The sequence below is a fragment of the Streptomyces sp. TRM68367 genome (assembly GCF_014495685.1).
In the GTDB taxonomy this organism is placed as follows: Bacteria; Actinomycetota; Actinomycetes; order Streptomycetales; family Streptomycetaceae; genus Streptomyces.
The window spans coordinates 49,780-67,475 of the sequence record NZ_JACTVI010000043.1 but is presented as its reverse complement, the minus strand read 5'-3'; the positions used below and the strand labels follow the sequence as shown (position 1 = coordinate 67,475).

At 71.0% G+C, this 17,696-nt stretch carries 15 protein-coding genes and 1 pseudogene; 10 read left to right on the top strand and 6 right to left on the bottom strand.

Annotated features, from left to right (window positions below; genetic code table 11):
- Nucleotides 1-335 precede the first annotated feature (335 nt).
- Nucleotides 336-1,370 (bottom strand): LacI family DNA-binding transcriptional regulator, encoded by a 1,035-nt coding sequence (locus H8R17_RS25390; RefSeq protein WP_187825522.1) that lies wholly within the window; start codon nt 1,368-1,370, stop codon nt 336-338.
- Between the two features lie 107 nt (nt 1,371-1,477).
- On the opposite strand from H8R17_RS25390, the gene H8R17_RS25385 reads away from it, so the two are divergent.
- The 5 genes and pseudogenes from H8R17_RS25385 to H8R17_RS47375 form a co-directional block, all read left to right on the top strand.
- On the top strand, nt 1,478-2,635 hold the full coding sequence (locus H8R17_RS25385) for a phytanoyl-CoA dioxygenase family protein (protein ID WP_187825521.1): 1,158 nt from the start codon (nt 1,478-1,480) through the stop codon (nt 2,633-2,635).
- Nucleotides 2,636-2,644: 9 nt separating this feature from the next.
- The gene (locus tag H8R17_RS25380) at nt 2,645-3,421 is read left to right on the top strand and encodes an SDR family oxidoreductase (protein WP_187825520.1); all 777 of its coding nucleotides are present in this window, start codon (nt 2,645-2,647) and stop codon (nt 3,419-3,421) included.
- Nucleotides 3,422-3,467: 46 nt separating this feature from the next.
- Complete coding sequence (locus H8R17_RS25375) at nt 3,468-4,472, top strand: Gfo/Idh/MocA family oxidoreductase (RefSeq protein WP_187825519.1); 1,005 nt, start codon at nt 3,468-3,470, stop codon at nt 4,470-4,472.
- A gap of 142 nt (nt 4,473-4,614) precedes the next feature.
- Nucleotides 4,615-5,958, top strand: coding sequence for an NAD(P)/FAD-dependent oxidoreductase (locus H8R17_RS25370; RefSeq protein WP_223125448.1), 1,344 nt, complete (start codon nt 4,615-4,617; stop codon nt 5,956-5,958).
- A gap of 69 nt (nt 5,959-6,027) precedes the next feature.
- Nucleotides 6,028-6,180 (top strand): annotated as a pseudogene (locus tag H8R17_RS47375) (gfo/Idh/MocA family oxidoreductase); the annotation flags it as partial.
- 41 nt (nt 6,181-6,221) lie between these two features.
- On the opposite strand, the gene H8R17_RS25365 reads toward H8R17_RS47375, so the two are convergent.
- The 5 genes from H8R17_RS25365 to H8R17_RS25345 are packed head-to-tail and all read right to left on the bottom strand — an operon-like array spanning nt 6,222 to nt 11,196.
- The gene (locus H8R17_RS25365; RefSeq protein ID WP_187825518.1) at nt 6,222-7,250 is read right to left on the bottom strand and encodes a Gfo/Idh/MocA family protein; all 1,029 of its coding nucleotides are present in this window, start codon (nt 7,248-7,250) and stop codon (nt 6,222-6,224) included.
- 26 nt (nt 7,251-7,276) lie between these two features.
- Nucleotides 7,277-8,179 carry a sugar phosphate isomerase/epimerase gene (locus H8R17_RS25360; protein WP_187825517.1) on the bottom strand — a complete coding sequence of 301 codons (903 nt, stop codon included), beginning with the start codon at nt 8,177-8,179 and terminating at the stop codon, nt 7,277-7,279.
- Between the two features lies 1 nt (nt 8,180).
- The gene (locus tag H8R17_RS25355) at nt 8,181-9,092 is read right to left on the bottom strand and encodes an ATP-binding cassette domain-containing protein (protein ID WP_187825516.1); all 912 of its coding nucleotides are present in this window, start codon (nt 9,090-9,092) and stop codon (nt 8,181-8,183) included.
- 5 nt (nt 9,093-9,097) lie between these two features.
- Nucleotides 9,098-10,174: an ABC transporter permease gene (locus H8R17_RS25350; RefSeq protein ID WP_187825515.1), complete on the bottom strand. Its 1,077-nt coding sequence runs from the start codon at nt 10,172-10,174 to the stop codon at nt 9,098-9,100.
- A complete protein-coding gene (locus tag H8R17_RS25345; RefSeq protein WP_187825514.1) occupies nt 10,174-11,196 on the bottom strand; it encodes a sugar ABC transporter substrate-binding protein in 1,023 nt (340 codons plus the stop codon). Before H8R17_RS25345 ends, H8R17_RS25350 begins: the two co-directional genes overlap by 1 nt.
- Nucleotides 11,197-11,470: 274 nt before the next feature.
- On the opposite strand from H8R17_RS25345, the gene iolC reads away from it, so the two are divergent.
- From iolC to H8R17_RS25320, 5 genes are read left to right on the top strand one after another with little or no spacing between them, the layout of a single operon-like run.
- The gene (iolC, locus tag H8R17_RS25340) at nt 11,471-12,451 is read left to right on the top strand and encodes a 5-dehydro-2-deoxygluconokinase (RefSeq protein WP_187825513.1); all 981 of its coding nucleotides are present in this window, start codon (nt 11,471-11,473) and stop codon (nt 12,449-12,451) included.
- A 28-nt stretch (nt 12,452-12,479) separates the two neighbouring features.
- Nucleotides 12,480-13,358 (top strand): deoxyribose-phosphate aldolase, encoded by an 879-nt coding sequence (locus tag H8R17_RS25335; RefSeq protein WP_187825512.1) that lies wholly within the window; start codon nt 12,480-12,482, stop codon nt 13,356-13,358.
- Nucleotides 13,359-13,386: 28 nt separating this feature from the next.
- The gene (gene iolB, locus H8R17_RS25330) at nt 13,387-14,280 is read left to right on the top strand and encodes a 5-deoxy-glucuronate isomerase (protein WP_187825511.1); all 894 of its coding nucleotides are present in this window, start codon (nt 13,387-13,389) and stop codon (nt 14,278-14,280) included.
- Entirely contained in the window at nt 14,277-16,151 is a 1,875-nt protein-coding gene (iolD, locus tag H8R17_RS25325) for a 3D-(3,5/4)-trihydroxycyclohexane-1,2-dione acylhydrolase (decyclizing) (protein WP_187825510.1), read from the top strand. The genes iolB and iolD overlap by 4 nt, the downstream gene beginning before the upstream one ends.
- A gap of 29 nt (nt 16,152-16,180) precedes the next feature.
- The gene (locus H8R17_RS25320) at nt 16,181-17,683 is read left to right on the top strand and encodes a CoA-acylating methylmalonate-semialdehyde dehydrogenase (RefSeq protein ID WP_187825509.1); all 1,503 of its coding nucleotides are present in this window, start codon (nt 16,181-16,183) and stop codon (nt 17,681-17,683) included.
- The last annotated feature ends 13 nt before the right edge of the window (nt 17,684-17,696 follow it).

Below are 17,696 nucleotides of genomic sequence, written 5' to 3'. Positions count from 1 at the left end.
TCAGGTGGACTGGCAGTTCACCACCCACGATGCACGCATCAAACTGCGTCACCTTTATCCCAAATATTAGCCGCGACAGTCTACTAGCGCCGCCGTGGGAGTGTCCTCAGGCCCACCATGGATCCGGTCCTCAGGCCCGGGGACTGGCCTTCGTGCCGTCGCTGTTCTTCGGCAACACCCCCGCGCACTTCTACGCGGCGAACGGCTGGGGCACGACCGCCCTCATGGGCGCCGTCCTCAGCTACTGGCTGCCGGCCGTGGGCGTCTCGGCGTACCGCAGTGCCTCGCGTCCGTCGCGGCCCTGCCTCGCTGAAGTCCACCGCCACGGGCGACGGTCAGCCGGCCGTCGCCCGCGGCGGCATGTTGTACGGCGTCACCACCTGGATCGCGGACGGCAGCGTGGGCCCCGCGGGCGGCAGGGCGCCGTGCACCCGCATCACCAGGTGGCAGGCCTCGCGCATGTCCTGGCGCAGGTCGTGGTGGAGCACGGCCGACAGGTGGTGGTCGCGCAGCAGCCGGGTGTTGTCGTGGTCGAGATCGTGCGCGACGAACACGGCGCACTCGCGGCCGAGGTCCGCGAAGGCCCGCAGCGTGGCGATGTTGCCGCCGCCGATCGAGTAGACCGCGCGAATGTCCGGGTCGCGTTCCAGGGCGGCCCGGACCAGTTCGTACTGGGTGGCGTCCAGGCCCTGCCCCTCGGCGATCTCGACGACGGTGCGCTCGGGGTACCGAGCGCGCATGGCGCTGCGGAAGCCCATCTCGCGCTCCTCCTCGTTGCGGAAGAAACCGCTGCTGAGGCTGGTGAGCACATTGCCGGCCCGGTCCCCCAGCCACTGGCCCATGAGGTACGCGGCCGTGGCGCCCGCCGCGCGGTTGTCGATCCCGACGTAGGCCAGGCGGGCGCTGGCCGGCAGGTCGGTCACCAGCGTCACGACGGGGATGCCCGCCGCCCCCAGCCGGCCGACGGCGGCGGTGACCTCGGGGACGTCCGGGGCCTTCAGGATCACCCCCTGCGAGCCGCGCCGGGCTATCCGGTCCAGCGTGGCGACCAGCTCCCCGACCGGGCCCGTCTCGCGGAAGTGAAAGCGGGAGCGCAGCACAGCCGGGTGCAGGGAGGGCAGCTCCGCCTCCAAGGCGGCGCGGACGGCGGTGGAGAACCGCTCCGGCGCCTGCATCACGATGTCCACCATGAACGCACGGCCGACCAGCCGGACCTGGGTGCGCTGCCGGTCCAGGTCGGCGATCGCCCGGTGCACCTCCTGCGCGGTGCTCTCCCGCACCCCGCCCCTGCCGTTCAGGACCCGGTCCACGGTCGCCTCGCTCAGGCCCGCCTGACGTGCGATCTCCCGGATCGGGAAGGGATGGCCCATGCGCCGGCTCCTTGAAGGGTTTTTGATGGCCGCCTGCTGGTTGTTCGAGGGGTTTGTACTGACAAGAATGGCAGAGCTGCGCCGCCCCGTGACCCGAGAGGACGTCGATGTCCTTCACTTCCGTACAGCGCCCCGTCTGGCTGTCCGAGCAGGACTGTGACCTGGACGCCTTCCGCGCTCTCGTCGAGCAGCCCACCGACCCGGCCGACTACCCGCACGCCTCCCTGGTGGAGCGGGGCGTGCCGGTCTATGACGCCGACGGCCCGGAGGCCGACCGCGAGTTCCAGACCGAGCTGGTGCACGCCCTCACCGAAGGGCCCGGCATCGTGGTCTTCCGCGGCGCCTTCCCGGACCCGGCGGTCGTCGACCGGGCCTCCGCCGTCTTCGACGCCCTGATCGCCGAGCAGCGCGCCGCGGGCGCGACGGCCGGCGACCACTTCGCCGTGCCGGGCGCCAACGACCGGGTGTGGAACGCGCTGGAGAAGGCGGCCCTGTACGACGCGGAGGCGTTCGCCGAGTACTACGCCAACGACGTGCTCGCCCTGGTGTCGCAGGCCTGGCTCGGCCCCGGCTACCAGGTGACCTCGCAGATCAACGTGGTCAACCCGGGTGGCGCCGCGCAGACCGCGCACCGCGACTACCACCTCGGCTTCCTCTCCGACGAGACGGCCGCCGCCTACCCGGCGCACGTGCACCGCCTCTCCCCCGTGCTCACCCTCCAGGGCGCGGTCGCGCACTGCGACATGCCCGTCGAGTCCGGCCCGACGATGTACCTGCCGCACTCGCAGAAGTACGAGCCGGGCTACCTCGCGTGGCGGCGCCCCGATTTCCGCGCGTACTTCGAGGCGTGCCATGTGCAGCTTCCGCTCGCCAAGGGCGACGCGGTGTTCTTCAACCCCGCGCTGTTCCACGCCGCCGGCACCAACCGCTCGGCGGACATCCGCCGCATGGCAAACCTGCTCCAGGTGTCGTCCGCGTTCGGGCGCGCGATGGAGACGGTGGACCGCGAGGCCGTCACGAACGCGGTCTATCCGGTGCTGCTGAGGCGCAAGGCCGAGGGCGTCGGCGCGCAGTGGCTGGACAACGTGATCGCGGCGTCCGCCGAGGGCTACCCCTTCCCCACCAACCTCGACAGCGACCCGCCGGTGGACGGTCTGGCCCCGCCCTCGCAGGCGGACCTCGTACGGCGGGCGCTGCGCGAGGAGTGGACGCCTCAGACGCTGCGGGCGCAGCTGCGGGCCGGCACCGAACGGCGAGAGAGCTGAGGAACACCGATGGGACTTCTCGACGACAAGGTCGTCCTGGTCAACGGCGGCAGCCAGGGAGTGGGCGCCGCCGTCGCGCGGGCCGCGGTCCGCGAGGGGGCGGTCGTGGCCGTCACCGGTCGGCGCCCCGAACCCGGTGAGGCCCTGGTGGCCGAGCTGGCCGCCGCGGGCGGGAAGGCCGTGTTCGTACGGGCCGACCTCTCGGACGCCGAGCAGGCGAAGGCCTCCGTCGCGCAGGTCGTGGCGGCGTACGGCCGGCTCGACTGCCTGGTGAACTCGGCGGGGCTGACCTCCCGGGGCACGCTGCTGGACACCACGCCCGAGCTGTTCGACCAGCACATCGCGATCAACCTCAAGGCGCCGTTCTTCGCCATGCAGGCCGCCGTCGCGGACATGGTCAGGCGCGAGGCGCCCGGCACGGTCGTCAACATCGTCACGTCGTCGGCGCACGGCGGGCAGCCGTTCCTCGCGCCGTACGTCGCCGCGAAGGCCGGCCTCGCCGGGCTGACCCGCAACGCCGCGCACGCCCACCGCTGGGACCGGATCCGCATCAACGGCCTGAACATCGGCTGGACGGCGACCGAGGGCGAGGACGCGACGCAGCGCGCCTTCCACGGCGCCGGGGACGACTGGCGCCAAGAGGCTGCCGCCCGGCTGCCGATGGGGAAGCTGGGCCAACCGGACGAGATAGCCGACTTCGTGGTCTTCCTGCTGTCGGAACGGTCCGGGGTGGTCACCGGGTCCGTGATCGACTGGGACCAGAACGTCCTGGGCGGCCTGGACTGAGCCTGCCTCCGCTGTAAGAGAACCCATGCAAGGAGCACCAACCCCCATGCGTATCGGAATCCTCGGCCTCGGCCGCATCGGCGCCTTTCACGCCGAGACCCTCTCCGGGCTCGACGCCGTCGAGTCGCTCGTCGTCTCCGACCCGTTCGCGGACGCCGCCAAGGCCGCCGCCGAGCGGTTCGGCGCCGAGGTCGCGGACTCCCCCGAGGCCGTGCTGGCCGCCGGCGTGGACGGCCTCGTCGTCGCGGCGGCGACCGACGCCCACCCGGACCTGATCCTGGCCGGCGTCGAGGCGGGGGTCCCCGTCTTCTGCGAGAAGCCCGTCGCCAGGACCATGGGCGAGGGCGTCGAGGTGCTCAAGGCCGTCCAGGGCAAGGACGTGCCGATCCAGATCGGCTACAACCGCCGCTTCGACACCGGGTTCGTCGCCGCGCGGGCCGCCGTGCAGGGCGGTGAGCTGGGCAAGCTGCACACCGTGCGGTCGACCACGCTGGACCCGGCGCCGCCGCCCGCCGCGTACATCGCCGCCTCCGGCGGCATCTTCCGGGACTGCTCAGTGCACGACTTCGACATCATCCGCTGGGTGACCGGCCGCGAGGTGAGCGAGGTGTACGCGGTCGGCGGCAACCGCGGCGCCGAGTACATCAAGGAGGCCGGTGACGCCGACACCACCGGCGCGATCCTCACCCTGGACGACGGCACCATCGCGGTGATCTCCAACTCCCGCCACAACGCCCGCGGTTACGACGTCCGCATGGAGATCCACGGCTTCACGGACTCCATCGCGGTCGGCCTGGAGGACAAGCTGCCGCTGCGCTCGGTGGAGCCCGGCGTGACCTTCCCGGCGGGCACCCCGCACGACTTCTTCATGGACCGCTTCACCGAGGCCTACCGCACCGAACTCACCGCGTTCACCGAGGTCGTCGCGGGCACCCGCCCGTCCCCCTGCACGATCGAGGACGCCCTTGAGGCGGGCTGGATCGCCGAGGCGTGCACCCTGTCGCTGCACGAGCACCGGCCGGTGACGATCGCCGAGGTCCGCACCGCCTGAATCCTCCCCTGTGTACCGGGTGCCCGTAGGCGCCCGGTACACAGGCATGTGAACACCAGGTCACCGGTATCCGTTTACGGCCATGTGATCTCTCCGTACGACCATGAGGGCCGCCCGGCCCGACCGACCGAGGAGCGATAGCATGACCGTCCGTCAGGAGATACCCCGGCCTTACGACGACGCCACCGGCCCGCGCAGCGTGGTCGTCGTCGGGGCCGGACCGAGCGGCCTGGTGGCCGCCCGTGAACTGGAGCGTGCCGGGCACCGGGTGACCGTCCTGGAGGAGCAGGACACAGTGGCCGGGAAGTGCCAGAGCGTGGTGCTCGACGGCCGGGCCTACGACCTCGGCGGCCACATCTGCACCAACCAGTACGAGCGGACCGCGGAGTTGGTGACCGAGCTGGACGTGGCGACGGAGCGGACGAGCCGGTATCGCGTCCTCGATGTCGCGGCGGGCACCGCGAGCCGCCAGGCCATGGCGTTCCTCCGGGACGGCGCCTTCCGCCGCTACCGGGAGCTGCGCGAGCGCGAGTTCCCGCGCATCGCCGAACCCGGGCTCGCGCACTCGGCGCAGGCACTCGCCGCCCCCGTCAGCAGGTGGCTCGCCGAGCACGGCCTCGAGTCCATGGCGGGGTCGTTCGGCACCGGGTACACGGCGGCCGGGTACGGCTATCTCGACGACGACGTGCCCGCGCTGTACTTCGTCAAGTACGCCGAGATGACCGGGCTGCTGTCCCGCAGACCCGAACTGCTTGGGCACGGCGGCGCGTTCACCGTCGTGGGCGGGTTCGCCACGCTGTGGCGGCGAGTCGCCGAGGAGCTGAAGGACGTACGGTGCGCAGTGCGCGTGGAGTCCGTCGAACGGCACGCGGGCGGGGTGCGGGTGCACACCGACGCGGGCCCGGTCGAGGCGGACGAACTCGTGCTCGCCGTCGCCCTGGACCGGATCCTGCCGGTCCTGGACGCCACCGAGGAGGAACGGGACCTCGCCGCGCGGATTCGCAGCAACGCCTACCACACCGTCCTCGCCACCGCGTCCGGCCTGCCGGAGGATGCCTTCTACTTCCTCGAGGGCCACACCGCGACCCGCGAGGCGACCGGCCACTGCGTCTCGTACCACCACCGCTACCCGGACAGCGACGTACGGACCTTCTACTCCTACGGCCGTCCGGAGGACGTCGGCGCGCTGCTGCGGGACGACGTCGCGGCCCTCGGCGGGCGGCTGGAGGAAGTCCGTCTGCGGCGCCAGTGGGCGTTCATGCCGCACTTCGGCAGCGACGACCTCGCCGACGGTGTCCTGGACCGGCTGGACGCCCTGCAGGGCCGCGCCCGCACCTACTACGTTGGCGGCCTGCCCGCCTTCGAGCTGATCGAGTGCGCCGTCGCCCACGCTCAGGACTTCGCGCGCCGTCACTTCCCGCCCGTGGACGGCGCGCACACCCCGCAGATCACCGCCGCCCCGCCGCCGCCACGGGATGCACACTGACGCTGCGGGAGCACCGTCGCGCCACGAACGAGGAGGAGAAGGCAGCATGAGCGGACCGGACCGGGAACCCTGCGGATAGGACTGCTGGGAGCCGCTCGGATCACCGAGAACTCCCTGATCGGCCCGGCCCGGGCGACCGGCCACCGCCTCGTCGCGGTGGCCGCCCGCGACCGCTCCCGCGCCGAGGCCTACGCCCGCGCGCACGGCGTGCGACGGCCCGCGTACGCGTGCGCGGGCCGTTTCACATGGACCGGTTGGCCGGATCAGTCGTACAGCGCGGGCCGCTCCACGAGCTCCACCTCCACCCGACCGCCGTCCTCCAGCGCCCGCACGCCCGCCTCGCAGACGGCGGCCGCGGCGTAGCCGTCCCAGACGCTGGGACCGGTGACGTCGCCACGCCGGGTGGCCTCGACCCAGGCCTGGAGTTCGCGGTCGTAGGCGTCGGCGAAGCGCTCGGTGAAGTCCTGGGCGATGGTGCCGCCCCAGCGGCCGGCCATGTTGGTGACCATGGCGTGGCCGTCGCCGATGCGGGCGGTGCCGCGTTCGCAGACCACCTCGGCCTGCACCTGGTAGCCGAAGCCGCAGTTGACGAAGATCTCCACGTCGGAGAGGGCACCGCCGCCGGTCTCGAAGACGACGAACTGCGGATCGCGCAGTCCGTCGGGGGCGTTGTCGGACGGCGTCGGGCGCAGCACTGTGACCGCCGTGATCTCGTGGCCGAGCAGCCAGCGCGTCGAGTCCGCCTCGTGGGCGACGGAGTCGGTGATGAGCATCGCACTCGTGAAGAAGGGCGGGCTCGCGACGTTGCGGTGTCTGTTGTGCAGCATCAGCGGGCGGCCCAGCTGCCCGGACTCCAGCAGCGCCTTGAGCTTGACGTGCTCGGCGTCGTAGCGGCGCATGAAGCCGACCTGGACCCGGCGGTGGCCGAGCCGCTGTTCGGCCTGAAGGATCCGCAGCGCGGACGCCGCGTCCGGGGTCAGGGGCTTCTCGCACAGCACCGGCAGATCGCGCTCGAACGCCGCCAGGAGCGCGGCCTCGTGGGCCGGCCCGGAGGAGGCGATGAGCACGGCGTCGACATCGGCCGCCGCCATCGCGGCAACCGGGTCGGTGTGGGCCGTACAGCCGTCGACGCGGGCGGCCACGGCCTTGGCCCGCTCCGCGTCGACGTCCGCGACCGCCGTCACCCGCGCGCCGCTGATGACCGTGTCGATACGGCGCACATGGTCGGCCCCCATGCGGCCGGTGCCGATGACGGCCACACCGAGCGTTCCGTGCGTTCCGCGCCGGTTCATGGGCTCTCGCCTCCCCTTCCGGGTCGTCAGGCGCCGCAGGAACGAAGGAACTTGCGGGTGCGCACCGCGATGGGCAGCGGCTTGTCCGGCTCGCAGGGGTACATGTCCTGCTCGACGATCGCGAACAGGTCGACGCCCAGCTTCTGCGCGGCCTGAAGGACCGGGCCCATCTCCGGCACGCCGGCCGGCGGTTCGCACATCACACCGCGCGCCACGGCCGGGCCGAACGGCACCTCGCTCGCGCGGACGTCCGCGAGGATCTCGGGGTCGACTTGCTTGAGGTGGAGGTAGCCGATGCGCTCGCCGTACGTCTCGATCAGCTTGACGCTGTCGCCGCCGCAGTAGGCGTAGTGACCGGTGTCCAGGCAGAGGTTGACCAGGTCGGAGTCGGTGGAGTCGAGGAACTGCTCGACGTGCTCCTCGGTGTCGATGTGGGTGTCGGCGTGCGGGTGGACGACGATGTCCAGGCCGTACTTCTCCTTCACCTCGTGGCCGAGCCGCTCCATGCCCGAGGTGAGGTGCCCCCACTGCTCGCTGGTGAGCTCCGGGGGCTCCAGGATCTCGGCGGTCTTGTCGTCGCGCCAGAACGACGGGATGACGACCAGGTGCTCGGCGTTCATGGCCTTGGTGAGCGCGGCGACCCGGCTGACCTGCTCCCAGGTGGAGTCCCACTCGGAGGGGCCGCGGTGCAGGCCGCAGAAGATCGTGCCCGCGGAGACCTTCAGGTTGCGCTTGGTCACCTCGTCGGTGAGCCGGGCCGGGTCGGTCGGCAGGTAGCCGTACGGGCCGAGTTCGATCCAGGAGTAGCCGGCGTCGGTGACCTCGTCGAGGAAGCGTTCCCAGGGCACCTGCTGCGGGTCGTCGGGGAACCAGACGCCCCAGGAGTCGGGGGCGGAGCCGACCCGGATGCGGTCGAGCGCGGGGGCCATGTCAGGAATTTCCTTCCGGAGTTGCCGCTACGGGGGACTGGAGGTCCTCCTCCTCGGGGAGTTCCTCGGTGTCGACGCCGCGGACCTGGGACAGTTCGTGCTTGAGGGCGGCGAGTTCGGTGCCGCCGGCCATGTGGTTGGTGAGCTCGTCGAGGCTGACCTCGCTGCGGTCGGCGGACAGTTCCATGGTGCCCAGGCGCAGCACGCTGAAGTGGTCGCCGACCATGTAGGCGTGGTGCGGGTTGTGGGTGATGAAGATGACGCCCAGGCCGCGGTCGCGGGCGGCGGCGATGTACTTCAGCACCACACCGGACTGCTTCACACCCAGCGCGGCGGTCGGCTCGTCCAGGATCAGCACCCGGGCGCCGAAGTAGACGGCGCGGGCGATGGCCACGCACTGGCGCTGGCCGCCGGAGAGGGTGCCGATGGGCTGCTCCAGGTCATCGAGGACGATGCCCATCTCACGCAGCTCGTGGTCGGCGGTCTTCTTCATCTGCTCGATGTCCAGGCGGCGCAGTGGCCAGGGGCCCTTGGTCATCTCGGAGCCGAGGAAGAAGTTGCGCCACACCGGCATCAGGGGCACGACGGCGAGGTCCTGGTAAACGGTCGCGATGCCCTTGTCGAGGGCCTCGCGCGGGGTGCTGAAACGCACGGGTTCGCCGTCGACGAGGAACTCGCCCTCGGTGTGCTGGTGCAGGCCGGAGATGATTTTGATCAGGGTGGACTTGCCGGCGCCGTTGTCGCCGAGCACGCAGGTCACCTTGCCGGCGTGCACGGACAGGTCCACACCGTGCAGGGCGCGGATGTTGCCGTACGACTTGCCGGCGGCCTTCAGCTCGACGACGGGCCGCTCGTCCGTGGGCTGGGTGTCCTTCAGAACGGCCCCGTGGGTGCCGGTGGAGTTGCTTGTCATTGCGATCACCTCCGGGTCGCTTGCTTGCGGACCCACAGATTGACGAGGGTGGCGCCGACGAGCATCACGCCGAGGAAGGTCTTGAACCAGTCGGGGTTCCAGCCGGCGAACACGATGCCCTGGTTGACCAGGCCGAACATGAACGCACCGAAGACCGGGCCGATCACCGTGCCGTAGCCACCGGTCAGCAGACAACCGCCGACCACCGCCGCCGCGATGTAGATCAGCTCGTTGCCGACGCCCTCACCGGACTGCACGGTGTTGTACTGGAACAGGTTGTGCATGCCGACGAACCAGGCGCCGAAGCCGACCAGCATGAAGAGCGTGATCTTGGTGAAGTTCACCGGCACGCCGACGGCGCGGGCGCTGTCCTTGTTCCCGCCGACGGAGAAGATCCAGTTGCCGTACTTGGTGCGCAGCAGCACCCAGGACGCCAGCGCCGCGAACACCAGCCACCAGATGATGGTGATCTTCACGTTGACGCCACCGACGTTGAAGGACGACGCGAAGACCGCCTTGGCCTGGTCGAAGCCGTCCATGTCGCTGATGTCGTCGGTGGCCACGTTGCCGGTGACCAGCTTGGTCACCGCGAGGTTCACGCCCTGCAGGCCCATGAACGTGCCCAGGGTGACCAGGAAGCTCGGCAGCCCGGTCTTGACCAGCAGCCAGCCGTTGAAGAAGCCGATCGCCAGCGACACCGCCAGCGCCACCAGCACGCCGACCCACACGTTCAGGGTCAGCTGGAAGGCGGTCATGCTCGCGGTCAGCGCCGAGGCGATCGGGGCGACGCCGGACGACAGGTCGAACTCGCCGCCGATCATCAGCAGCGCCACGGGCACGACCATGATCCCGATGGTCGACGCCTGGTAGAGGACGGTCGCGATCGAACTGCCCTGGCGCAGCGACGGCGCCGCGACCAGGAAGAAGACGAAGACCGCGACGGCGCCGAGGAAGACGCCGACCTCGGGCCGGGCGAGCAGTCTGAGCGCCAGGGGGCGCCGCGCCGTCCGCCCGTCGGTTTGCTTGGGGCCGGAGGCCGGCGGTGTGTTCACCGCCGGCGCAGCCTGTTGGGTCATGGTCATCACCGGGTGCCCTTCGCGGCGAACTCGGCGATCTTGTCGACGTTGGACTTGTCGACGAAGGCCGGGCCGGTCAGCACGGGCTGCTCACCGCCGCCGCTGTAGTTTCCGTTGTTCTTGTAGAGCCACAGGCCGTCGACGGCCAGGTAGCCCTGGAGGTAGGGCTGCTGGTCGACGGCGAACTGGATGGAGCCGTCCTGGATGGCCTTGATGAGTTGCTTGTTGAGGTCGAAGGTGGCGACCTTCGCCTTGCTGCCGGCGTCGCTCACCGACTGCACCGCGGTCAGCGCGAACGGGGCGCCGAGCGTGACGACGTAGTCGATGGAGGGGTCCTGCTTCAGCTTGGCGGTGATCGTCGACTTCACCGACGGCATGTCCGTGCCGTTGACGTTGTCGGGGGTGGTCTTGCCGTTGAAGGTCTTCGCCACGCCGTCGCAGCGCTGGGTCAGGCCGACGTTGCCCTGCTCCTGCATGACGCACAGGACGTGCTTGGCGCCGACCTCGTTCAGCTTCTTGCCGAACGCCTCGCCGGCCACGGACTCGTCCTGGCCGAAGAACTCCAGCATGTTGAGCTTCTTCCAGGCGCTCAGGCCGGAGTTGAGGCCGACGACGGGTATGCCGGCCTGCTCCGCCTTGCCGACGACGCTCTTCATGGCGTCCGGCTTGGCGAGGGTGACCGCGATGCCGTCGACCTTCTGGTCGATCGCGTTCTGCACCAGGGTGGCCTGGTTGCCCGCGTTCGGGTCCGCGGAGTAGATGAGCTTGATGTTGTCCTTGGCCGCGGCGGCCTCGGCGCCCTTGCGTACGGTGTCCCAGAAGGTGTCACCGGGCGCCTGGTGCGTGACGAGCGCGACGGTCATGCGGGGCGTGTTCGCCTTGCCGGCGGAGGCGTTGGCCCCGCCTTCCTCGGACTTCTTGCCCCCGGAACTGCTGGAGCATCCGGCGAGGGTCAGGGCGGCTGCCGCGGCCACGGCTACGACGGGAACGAGCCTGCGGGAGCGGCGGGGGTGAGAAGAGCGGTCCATCTTTCCTGGCACCTCACTGTGCTATGCGGGGGAAAGGGGGGATCACAAGAGGATCCGTGGTCCCGGAGCCTTACGGGTCCGGATCATGATGCCGCACAACGGTTGTTGCGATGCCACGGGATCCAAGCCTCTGCCACGCCCGGTGTCAATACTTTGTTAAGACATCATTTCACGTGCAGGTCCGAATGTCAGTACAAAGTATTGACAGCATGTGCCCGCAGGATCTACACCTGGGAGGCGGCAGGCCCCCGCCCAGTCCAGAGGAGCGTCGTTCATGGCCGAGTCAACCCAGCAATTCGACCTGATCACGATGGGCCGCATCGGGGTGGACATCTACCCCCTCCAGACCGGCGTCCCCCTGGCCCAGGTGGAGTCCTTCGGGAAGTTCCTCGGCGGTTCGCCCGCCAACGTGGCGGTGGCCGCCGCCCGGCTCGGCCGGAGCACCGCGGTGATCACGCGCACCGGCGACGACCCCTTCGGCACCTATCTGCACGAGGCTTTGCAGGGCTTCGGCGTCGACGACCGCTGGGTCACCCCGGTCGCCGCGTACCCGACGCCGGTCACGTTCTGCGAGATCTTCCCGCCGGACGACTTCCCGCTGTACTTCTACCGGCAGCCCAAGGCCCCCGACCTGGAGATCCACACCGACGAGTTGGACTTCTTCGCGATCCGCGGGGCCCGCATCTTCTGGATCACCGGCACCGGCCTGAGCGAGGAGCCGAGCCGCTCCGCCACGCTCGCCGCCCTCAAGGCGCGTGCCAAGGCCGGCACCACGATCTTCGACCTCGACTGGCGGCCGATGTTCTGGAGCAGTGACATCAGCGGCTCCCGCCGCGGGCCGGAGGAGGCCCGCCTGTACTACCGCGAGGCGCTGCGGCACGTCACCGTCGCGGTCGGCAACCTCGACGAGTGCGAGGTCGCCACCGGCGTCCGCGAACCGCAGGCGTGCGCCGAGGCGCTGCTGGAGGCCGGCGTCGAGCTGGCCGTGGTCAAGCAGGGCCCCAAGGGCGTGCTGGCCGTGCACCGCGACGGCACACGCGCCGAGGTGCCGCCGGTGCCGGTCGAGGTAGTCAACGGCCTCGGCGCGGGCGACGCCTTCGGCGGCTCCCTGTGCCACGGGCTGCTCGCCGGCTGGGAGCTGGAGAAGACCATGCGGTACGCCAACGCGGCCGGCGCCCTCGTCGCCTCCCGCCTCGCCTGCTCCTCCGCGATGCCGACCGAGTCCGAGGTCGACGACCTCCTCGCGCGCCGCTGACCCGAGCCATCCCCGAACGGAGCCTGTCTTGAGCATCAGCATCCCCGACCTCGTCTCGATCAGGGCGAGGCACCCCGAGGCGATCGCCGAGGCGGCCGCCCGGCGCGCCCGCCGGCCGCTGGTCGGCGACAGCGGCCGCCTGATGATCGTGGCCGCCGACCATCCGGCCCGCGGTGCCCTGGGCGTCGGCGACCGGAGCCTGGCCATGGCCAACCGGGCGGATCTGCTGGAACGTCTGTGCGTCGCGCTGTCCCGGCCCGGCGTCGACGGGGTGCTCGGCACCGCCGACATCCTGGAGGATCTGCTGCTGCTCGGAGTCCTGGAGAACAAGGTCGTCATGTGCTCGATGAACCGCGGAGGCCTGGCCGGCGCCGCCTTCGAGATGGACGACCGGTTCACCGGCTACCGCGCCGAGGACATCGCCCGGCTCCGCTTCGACGCGGGCAAGCTGCTGGTCCGCATCGACTACGCCGACCCGGGCTCCCTGACCACGCTGGAAGCCACCGCCCGCGCCGTCGACGACTCGGCCGCGCACCGGCTGCCGATATTCGTCGAGCCGTTCATCTCCCGCCGCGTCGACGGCAAGGTCCGCAACGACCTGTCCGCCGAGGCCGTCACCAAGTCCATCGCCATCGCCTCCGGTCTGGGCGGCACCTCCGCCTACACCTGGCTGAAGCTGCCGGTCACCGACGACCCGGACGACATGGCGCAGGTCATGGAAACCTCGACGCTGCCCACCGTGCTGCTCGGCGGCGAGGTCGGCAAGGACCAGGAGGGCGCCTACGAGCGCTGGCGCAAGGCGCTGCGGCTGCCCACCGTGAAGGGCATGGTCGTCGGCCGTTCGCTGCTCTACCCGGCCGAGGGCAGCGTGGAGACGGCGGTGGACACGGCCGTCGGCCTGTTGTGATCCGGCCTGTAGTGATCCGGAGGAGACCATGACGTTTCACCTGCCCGCTGGAAAGGCCCTCGGCGGCCCGTACGTCGTCGACGTCACGCCCGAGAAGGCCGGCTGGAGCCACTCCAGCCTGCGGATCCTGGAGCTGCCCCCTGGCGGCACGCACACCTTCGAGACCGGTGACAGCGAGTGGATCGTCGTGCCGCTCAGCGGCGGCTGCACGGTCGCCGCCAACGACGACTTCGGCCACGACACCTTCGAGCTGACCGGCCGCGCGGACGTCTTCAGCGGCGTGAGCGACTTCGCGTACGTGCCGCGCGACGCCCGTACGACGGTGACGTCCACCGGCGGCGGACGGTTCGCGCTGACCGGCGCGCGCTGCACCCGCCGGCTGCCCGCCCGCTACGGCCCGGCCGAGTCGGTCCCGGTCGAGCTGCGCGGCACCGGCAACTGCTCCCGCCAGGTCAACAACTTCGGCGCGGCCGGGGTCTTCGACTGCGACAAGCTGATCGCGGTCGAGGTGATCACGCCGGGCGGCAACTGGTCGTCGTTCCCGCCGCACAAGCACGACGAGCACCGGCCGGGCGAGGAGTCCGTGCTGGAGGAGATCTACTACTTCGAGTTCGCCGGGCACGACGGCATCCCCGGCCTCGGCTACCAGCGGGTCTCCCCCTCCGGTCCGGGCCGCGACACGGACGTGCTGGCCGAGGTGCGCGACGGCGACGTCGTGCTCATCCCGGACGGCTGGCACGGTCCGTCCATGGCCACACCCGGCCACCACATGTACTACCTGAACGTCATGGCGGGCCCGGAGGACGAGCGCGCCTGGCTGATCTGCGACCACCCCGACCACGCCTGGATCCGCGGCACCTGGCCGGACCAGCCCGTCGACCCCCGTCTGCCCCTCTACACCGCCCCCGAGAGGTCCCGATGAGCTCCACCCGCCGACTGACGACCGCCCAGGCGCTGGTGCGGTTCCTGGCCGCCCAGTACACCGAGCGGGACGGCGTACGGCGCCGGCTGATCGCCGGTACCTGGGGCATCTTCGGCCACGGCAACGTGGCCGGCGTCGGCCAGGCCCTGCTGGAGGCCGGCGAGGACGTCATGCCGTACCACCAGGGCCGCAACGAGCAGGCCATGGTGCACGCGGCGGTCGGCTACGCCCGCCAGCTGGGCCGCCTGTCCGCGCAGGCGGTGACGACGTCGATCGGCCCCGGCGCCACGAACCTCGTCACGGGCGCCGCCCTGGCGACGATCAACCGCCTGCCGGTGCTCCTGCTGCCCGGCGACTACTTCGCCAGCCACGCCCCCGACCCGCTGCTCCAGCAGCTGGAGCACCCGGTCGAGGCGGACGTGTCGGTGAACGACTCGCTGCGTCCGGTGTCCCGGTACTTCGACCGCGTCACCCGCCCCGAGGCCCTGATCCCCTCGGCCCTGAAAGCCATGCGGGTGCTCGCCGACCCGGCCGAGACCGGCGCGGTGACGCTGGCCCTCCCCCAGGACGTGCAGGCGGAGGCGTACGACTGGCCGGAGGAGTTCTTCGCCGAGCGCGTCTGGTACGTACGGCGCCCCGCGCCCGACCCGGTGGAGCTGACGGCGGCCGTCGAGGCGATCCGGGCCGCCGAGCGCCCGCTGATCGTCGCGGGCGGCGGCGTCCACCACAGCGAGGCCGAGGCCGCACTGAAGTCGTTCGTGGAGGCCACCGGCATCCCGGTCGCCTCCACCCAGGCGGGCAAGGGCTCCCTGCGCTACGACCACCCGGCCGATCTGGGCGGCATCGGCCACACCGGCACGTCGGTCAGCGACGACATCGCCCGCGCCGCCGACCTGGTGATCGGTGTCGGCACCCGCTACTCCGACTTCACCACGGCCTCCGGCACGCTGTTCCAGAACCCGGACGTGCGGTTCCTGAACCTCAACATCACCGCCTTCGACGCGCACAAGCTGTCGGCGAGCACGCTCGTCTGCGACGCGCGGACAGGGCTCACGGGTCTGACGCAGGCGCTGGCCGACCACCGCGTGGCGGACGCGTACGAGGCCGAGTACCGCGCCGGCAAGGAGCGCTGGGACCAGGTCGTCGAGGCCGCCTACCGGGCCGACGACGAGAGCGCGGTGCCGACCCAGACGCAGGTGCTCGGCGCGCTGGACGCGGTCGTCGGCGACGACGACGTGGTGATCAACGCGGCCGGTTCGCTCCCGGGCGACCTGCACAAGCTGTGGCGTTCCCGCAGCCCGCGCCAGTACCACCTGGAGTACGGCTACTCCTGCATGGGCTACGAGATCCCGGCCGGCATCGGCATCCAGCAGGCCGCCCCGGACACGGTCGTGTGGTCGCTGGTCGGCGACGGCACCTACCTGATGATGCCGACGGAGATCGTCACCGCGGTCCAGGAGGGGCTGCCGGTCAACATCGTTCTGATCCAGAACCACGGCTACGCCTCCATCGGCGGGCTGTCGGCCGAGACCGGCGGCGAGCGCTTCGGCACCGACTACCGCTACCGGTCCGCCGACGGCACCTTCAGCGGCGCCCCGCTCCCGGTGGACCTGGCCGCCAACGCGGCCAGCCTCGGCATGGACGTCCTGCGCGCCAAGACGGTGCGCGAGCTGCGCGCGGCGCTGGCTACTGCCCGCGCCTCCGACCGGCCGACCTGCGTGTACGTCGAGACGGACATCATGAACCCCACCTCCCCCGGCCCTCAGGCCTGGTGGGACGTTCCCGTGGCCGAGGCCGCCTCCCGCGAGGCGGCGGTCGAGGCCCGCGAGCGCTACGACCACCACCTCGCCGGACGCCGCCACCACCTCTGAACTCCCCCGCTCCCGAAAGGCCCCGCACCATGCAGAACATCACCCACTGGATCGACGGCAAGCCCGTCGAGGGCACCTCCGGCCGCTTCGGCGCCGTCTACAATCCGGCCACCGGCGCCCAGGAGAAGCAGGTCGCGTTCGCGACCGTCGACGAGGTGGACGCCGCGGTCGCCTCCGCCAGCGCCGCGTATCAGAGCTGGGGCACGGTGTCCCTGGCCAAGCGCACCGCGATCCTGTTCAAGTACCGCGAGCTGTTGGACGCCCACCGCGACGAGATCGCCGAGCTGATCACCGCGGAGCACGGCAAGGTGCACTCCGACGCGCTCGGCGAGGTCGCGCGGGGCATGGAGATCGTCGAGCTGGCCTGCGGCATCTCCGAGAAGCTCAAGGGCGAGCTGTCCACGCAGGTCTCCACCCGGGTCGACGTCGCCTCGATCCGCCAGCCGCTCGGCGTGGTCGCGGGCATCACGCCGTTCAACTTCCCGGCGATGGTGCCGATGTGGATGTTCCCGCTGGCCATCGCGTGCGGCAACACGTTCGTGCTCAAGCCCAGCGAGAAGGACCCGTCGGCGTCGTACCGGCTGGCGGAACTGGCCACCGAGGCGGGCCTGCCCGAGGGCGTGCTGAACGTCGTCCAGGGCGACAAGGTGGCCGTCGACCGTCTCCTGGAGCACCCGGACGTGGAGGCCGTCTCCTTCGTCGGCTCGACGCCGATCGCCAAGTACATCCAGGCCCGGGCGGTCGAGCACGGCAAGCGCGTGCAGGCTCTGGGCGGCGCCAAGAACCACATGCTGGTCCTGCCGGACGCCGACCTGGACTTCGCCGCCGACCAGGCGATCAACGCCGCGTACGGCTCGGCGGGCGAGCGCTGCATGGCCGTCTCCGTCGTGGTCGCGGTCGGCGACACGGGTGACGAGCTGGTCGGCAAGATCGCCGAGCGCGCGAAGAACCTGAAGATCGGCCCCGGCAACGACCCCGCCTCGGAGATGGGCCCGCTGATCACCCGCGAGCACCGCGACAAGGTGGCGTCGTACGTGGCGAGCGCGGCCGGGCAGGGCGCCGAGGTCGTCGTCGACGGCACGGGCTACACGGTCGACGGCCACCCTGAATGCGCTGACGGCTTCTTCCTGGGCGTGTCCCTCCTGGACCGCGTGCCGGTCACGGCGGACGCGTACAAGGACGAGATCTTCGGCCCGGTGCTGTGCGTGGTCCGCGCGGAGACCTACGAGGAGGCCATCCAGCTGATCAACTCCTCCCGCTGGGGCAACGGCACCGCGATCTTCACCCGGGACGGCGGCGCCGCCCGCCGCTTCCAGCTGGAGGTCAAGGCGGGCATGGTCGGCGTGAACGTCCCGATCCCGGTCCCCGTCGGCTACCACTCCTTCGGCGGCTGGAAGGACTCCCTCTTCGGCGACCTGCACATCTACGGCAACGACGGCATCGCCTTCTACACCCAGGGCAAGGTCATCACCACCCGCTGGCCGGACCCGGCCGACGCGGGCATCAACCTCGGTTTCCCGAGCAACTCCTGACCCTGCCGCGCCC

Excerpts from the sequence above, each read along its gene's own strand:
- H8R17_RS25390 (WP_187825522.1), bottom strand. The coding sequence starts at position 1,370 with ATGGGCCATCCCTTCCCGATCCGGGAGATCGCACGTCAGGCGGGCCTG.
- H8R17_RS25385 (WP_187825521.1), top strand. The coding sequence starts at position 1,478 with ATGTCCTTCACTTCCGTACAGCGCCCCGTCTGGCTGTCCGAGCAGGAC.
- H8R17_RS25380 (WP_187825520.1), top strand. The coding sequence starts at position 2,645 with ATGGGACTTCTCGACGACAAGGTCGTCCTGGTCAACGGCGGCAGCCAG.
- H8R17_RS25375 (WP_187825519.1), top strand. The coding sequence starts at position 3,468 with ATGCGTATCGGAATCCTCGGCCTCGGCCGCATCGGCGCCTTTCACGCC.
- H8R17_RS25370 (WP_223125448.1), top strand. The coding sequence starts at position 4,615 with ATGACCGTCCGTCAGGAGATACCCCGGCCTTACGACGACGCCACCGGC.
- H8R17_RS25365 (WP_187825518.1), bottom strand. The coding sequence starts at position 7,250 with ATGAACCGGCGCGGAACGCACGGAACGCTCGGTGTGGCCGTCATCGGC.
- H8R17_RS25360 (WP_187825517.1), bottom strand. The coding sequence starts at position 8,179 with ATGGCCCCCGCGCTCGACCGCATCCGGGTCGGCTCCGCCCCCGACTCC.
- H8R17_RS25355 (WP_187825516.1), bottom strand. The coding sequence starts at position 9,092 with ATGACAAGCAACTCCACCGGCACCCACGGGGCCGTTCTGAAGGACACC.
- H8R17_RS25350 (WP_187825515.1), bottom strand. The coding sequence starts at position 10,174 with ATGACCATGACCCAACAGGCTGCGCCGGCGGTGAACACACCGCCGGCC.
- H8R17_RS25345 (WP_187825514.1), bottom strand. The coding sequence starts at position 11,196 with ATGGACCGCTCTTCTCACCCCCGCCGCTCCCGCAGGCTCGTTCCCGTC.
- iolC (WP_187825513.1), top strand. The coding sequence starts at position 11,471 with ATGGCCGAGTCAACCCAGCAATTCGACCTGATCACGATGGGCCGCATC.
- iolB (WP_187825511.1), top strand. The coding sequence starts at position 13,387 with ATGACGTTTCACCTGCCCGCTGGAAAGGCCCTCGGCGGCCCGTACGTC.
- iolD (WP_187825510.1), top strand. The coding sequence starts at position 14,277 with ATGAGCTCCACCCGCCGACTGACGACCGCCCAGGCGCTGGTGCGGTTC.
- H8R17_RS25320 (WP_187825509.1), top strand. The coding sequence starts at position 16,181 with ATGCAGAACATCACCCACTGGATCGACGGCAAGCCCGTCGAGGGCACC.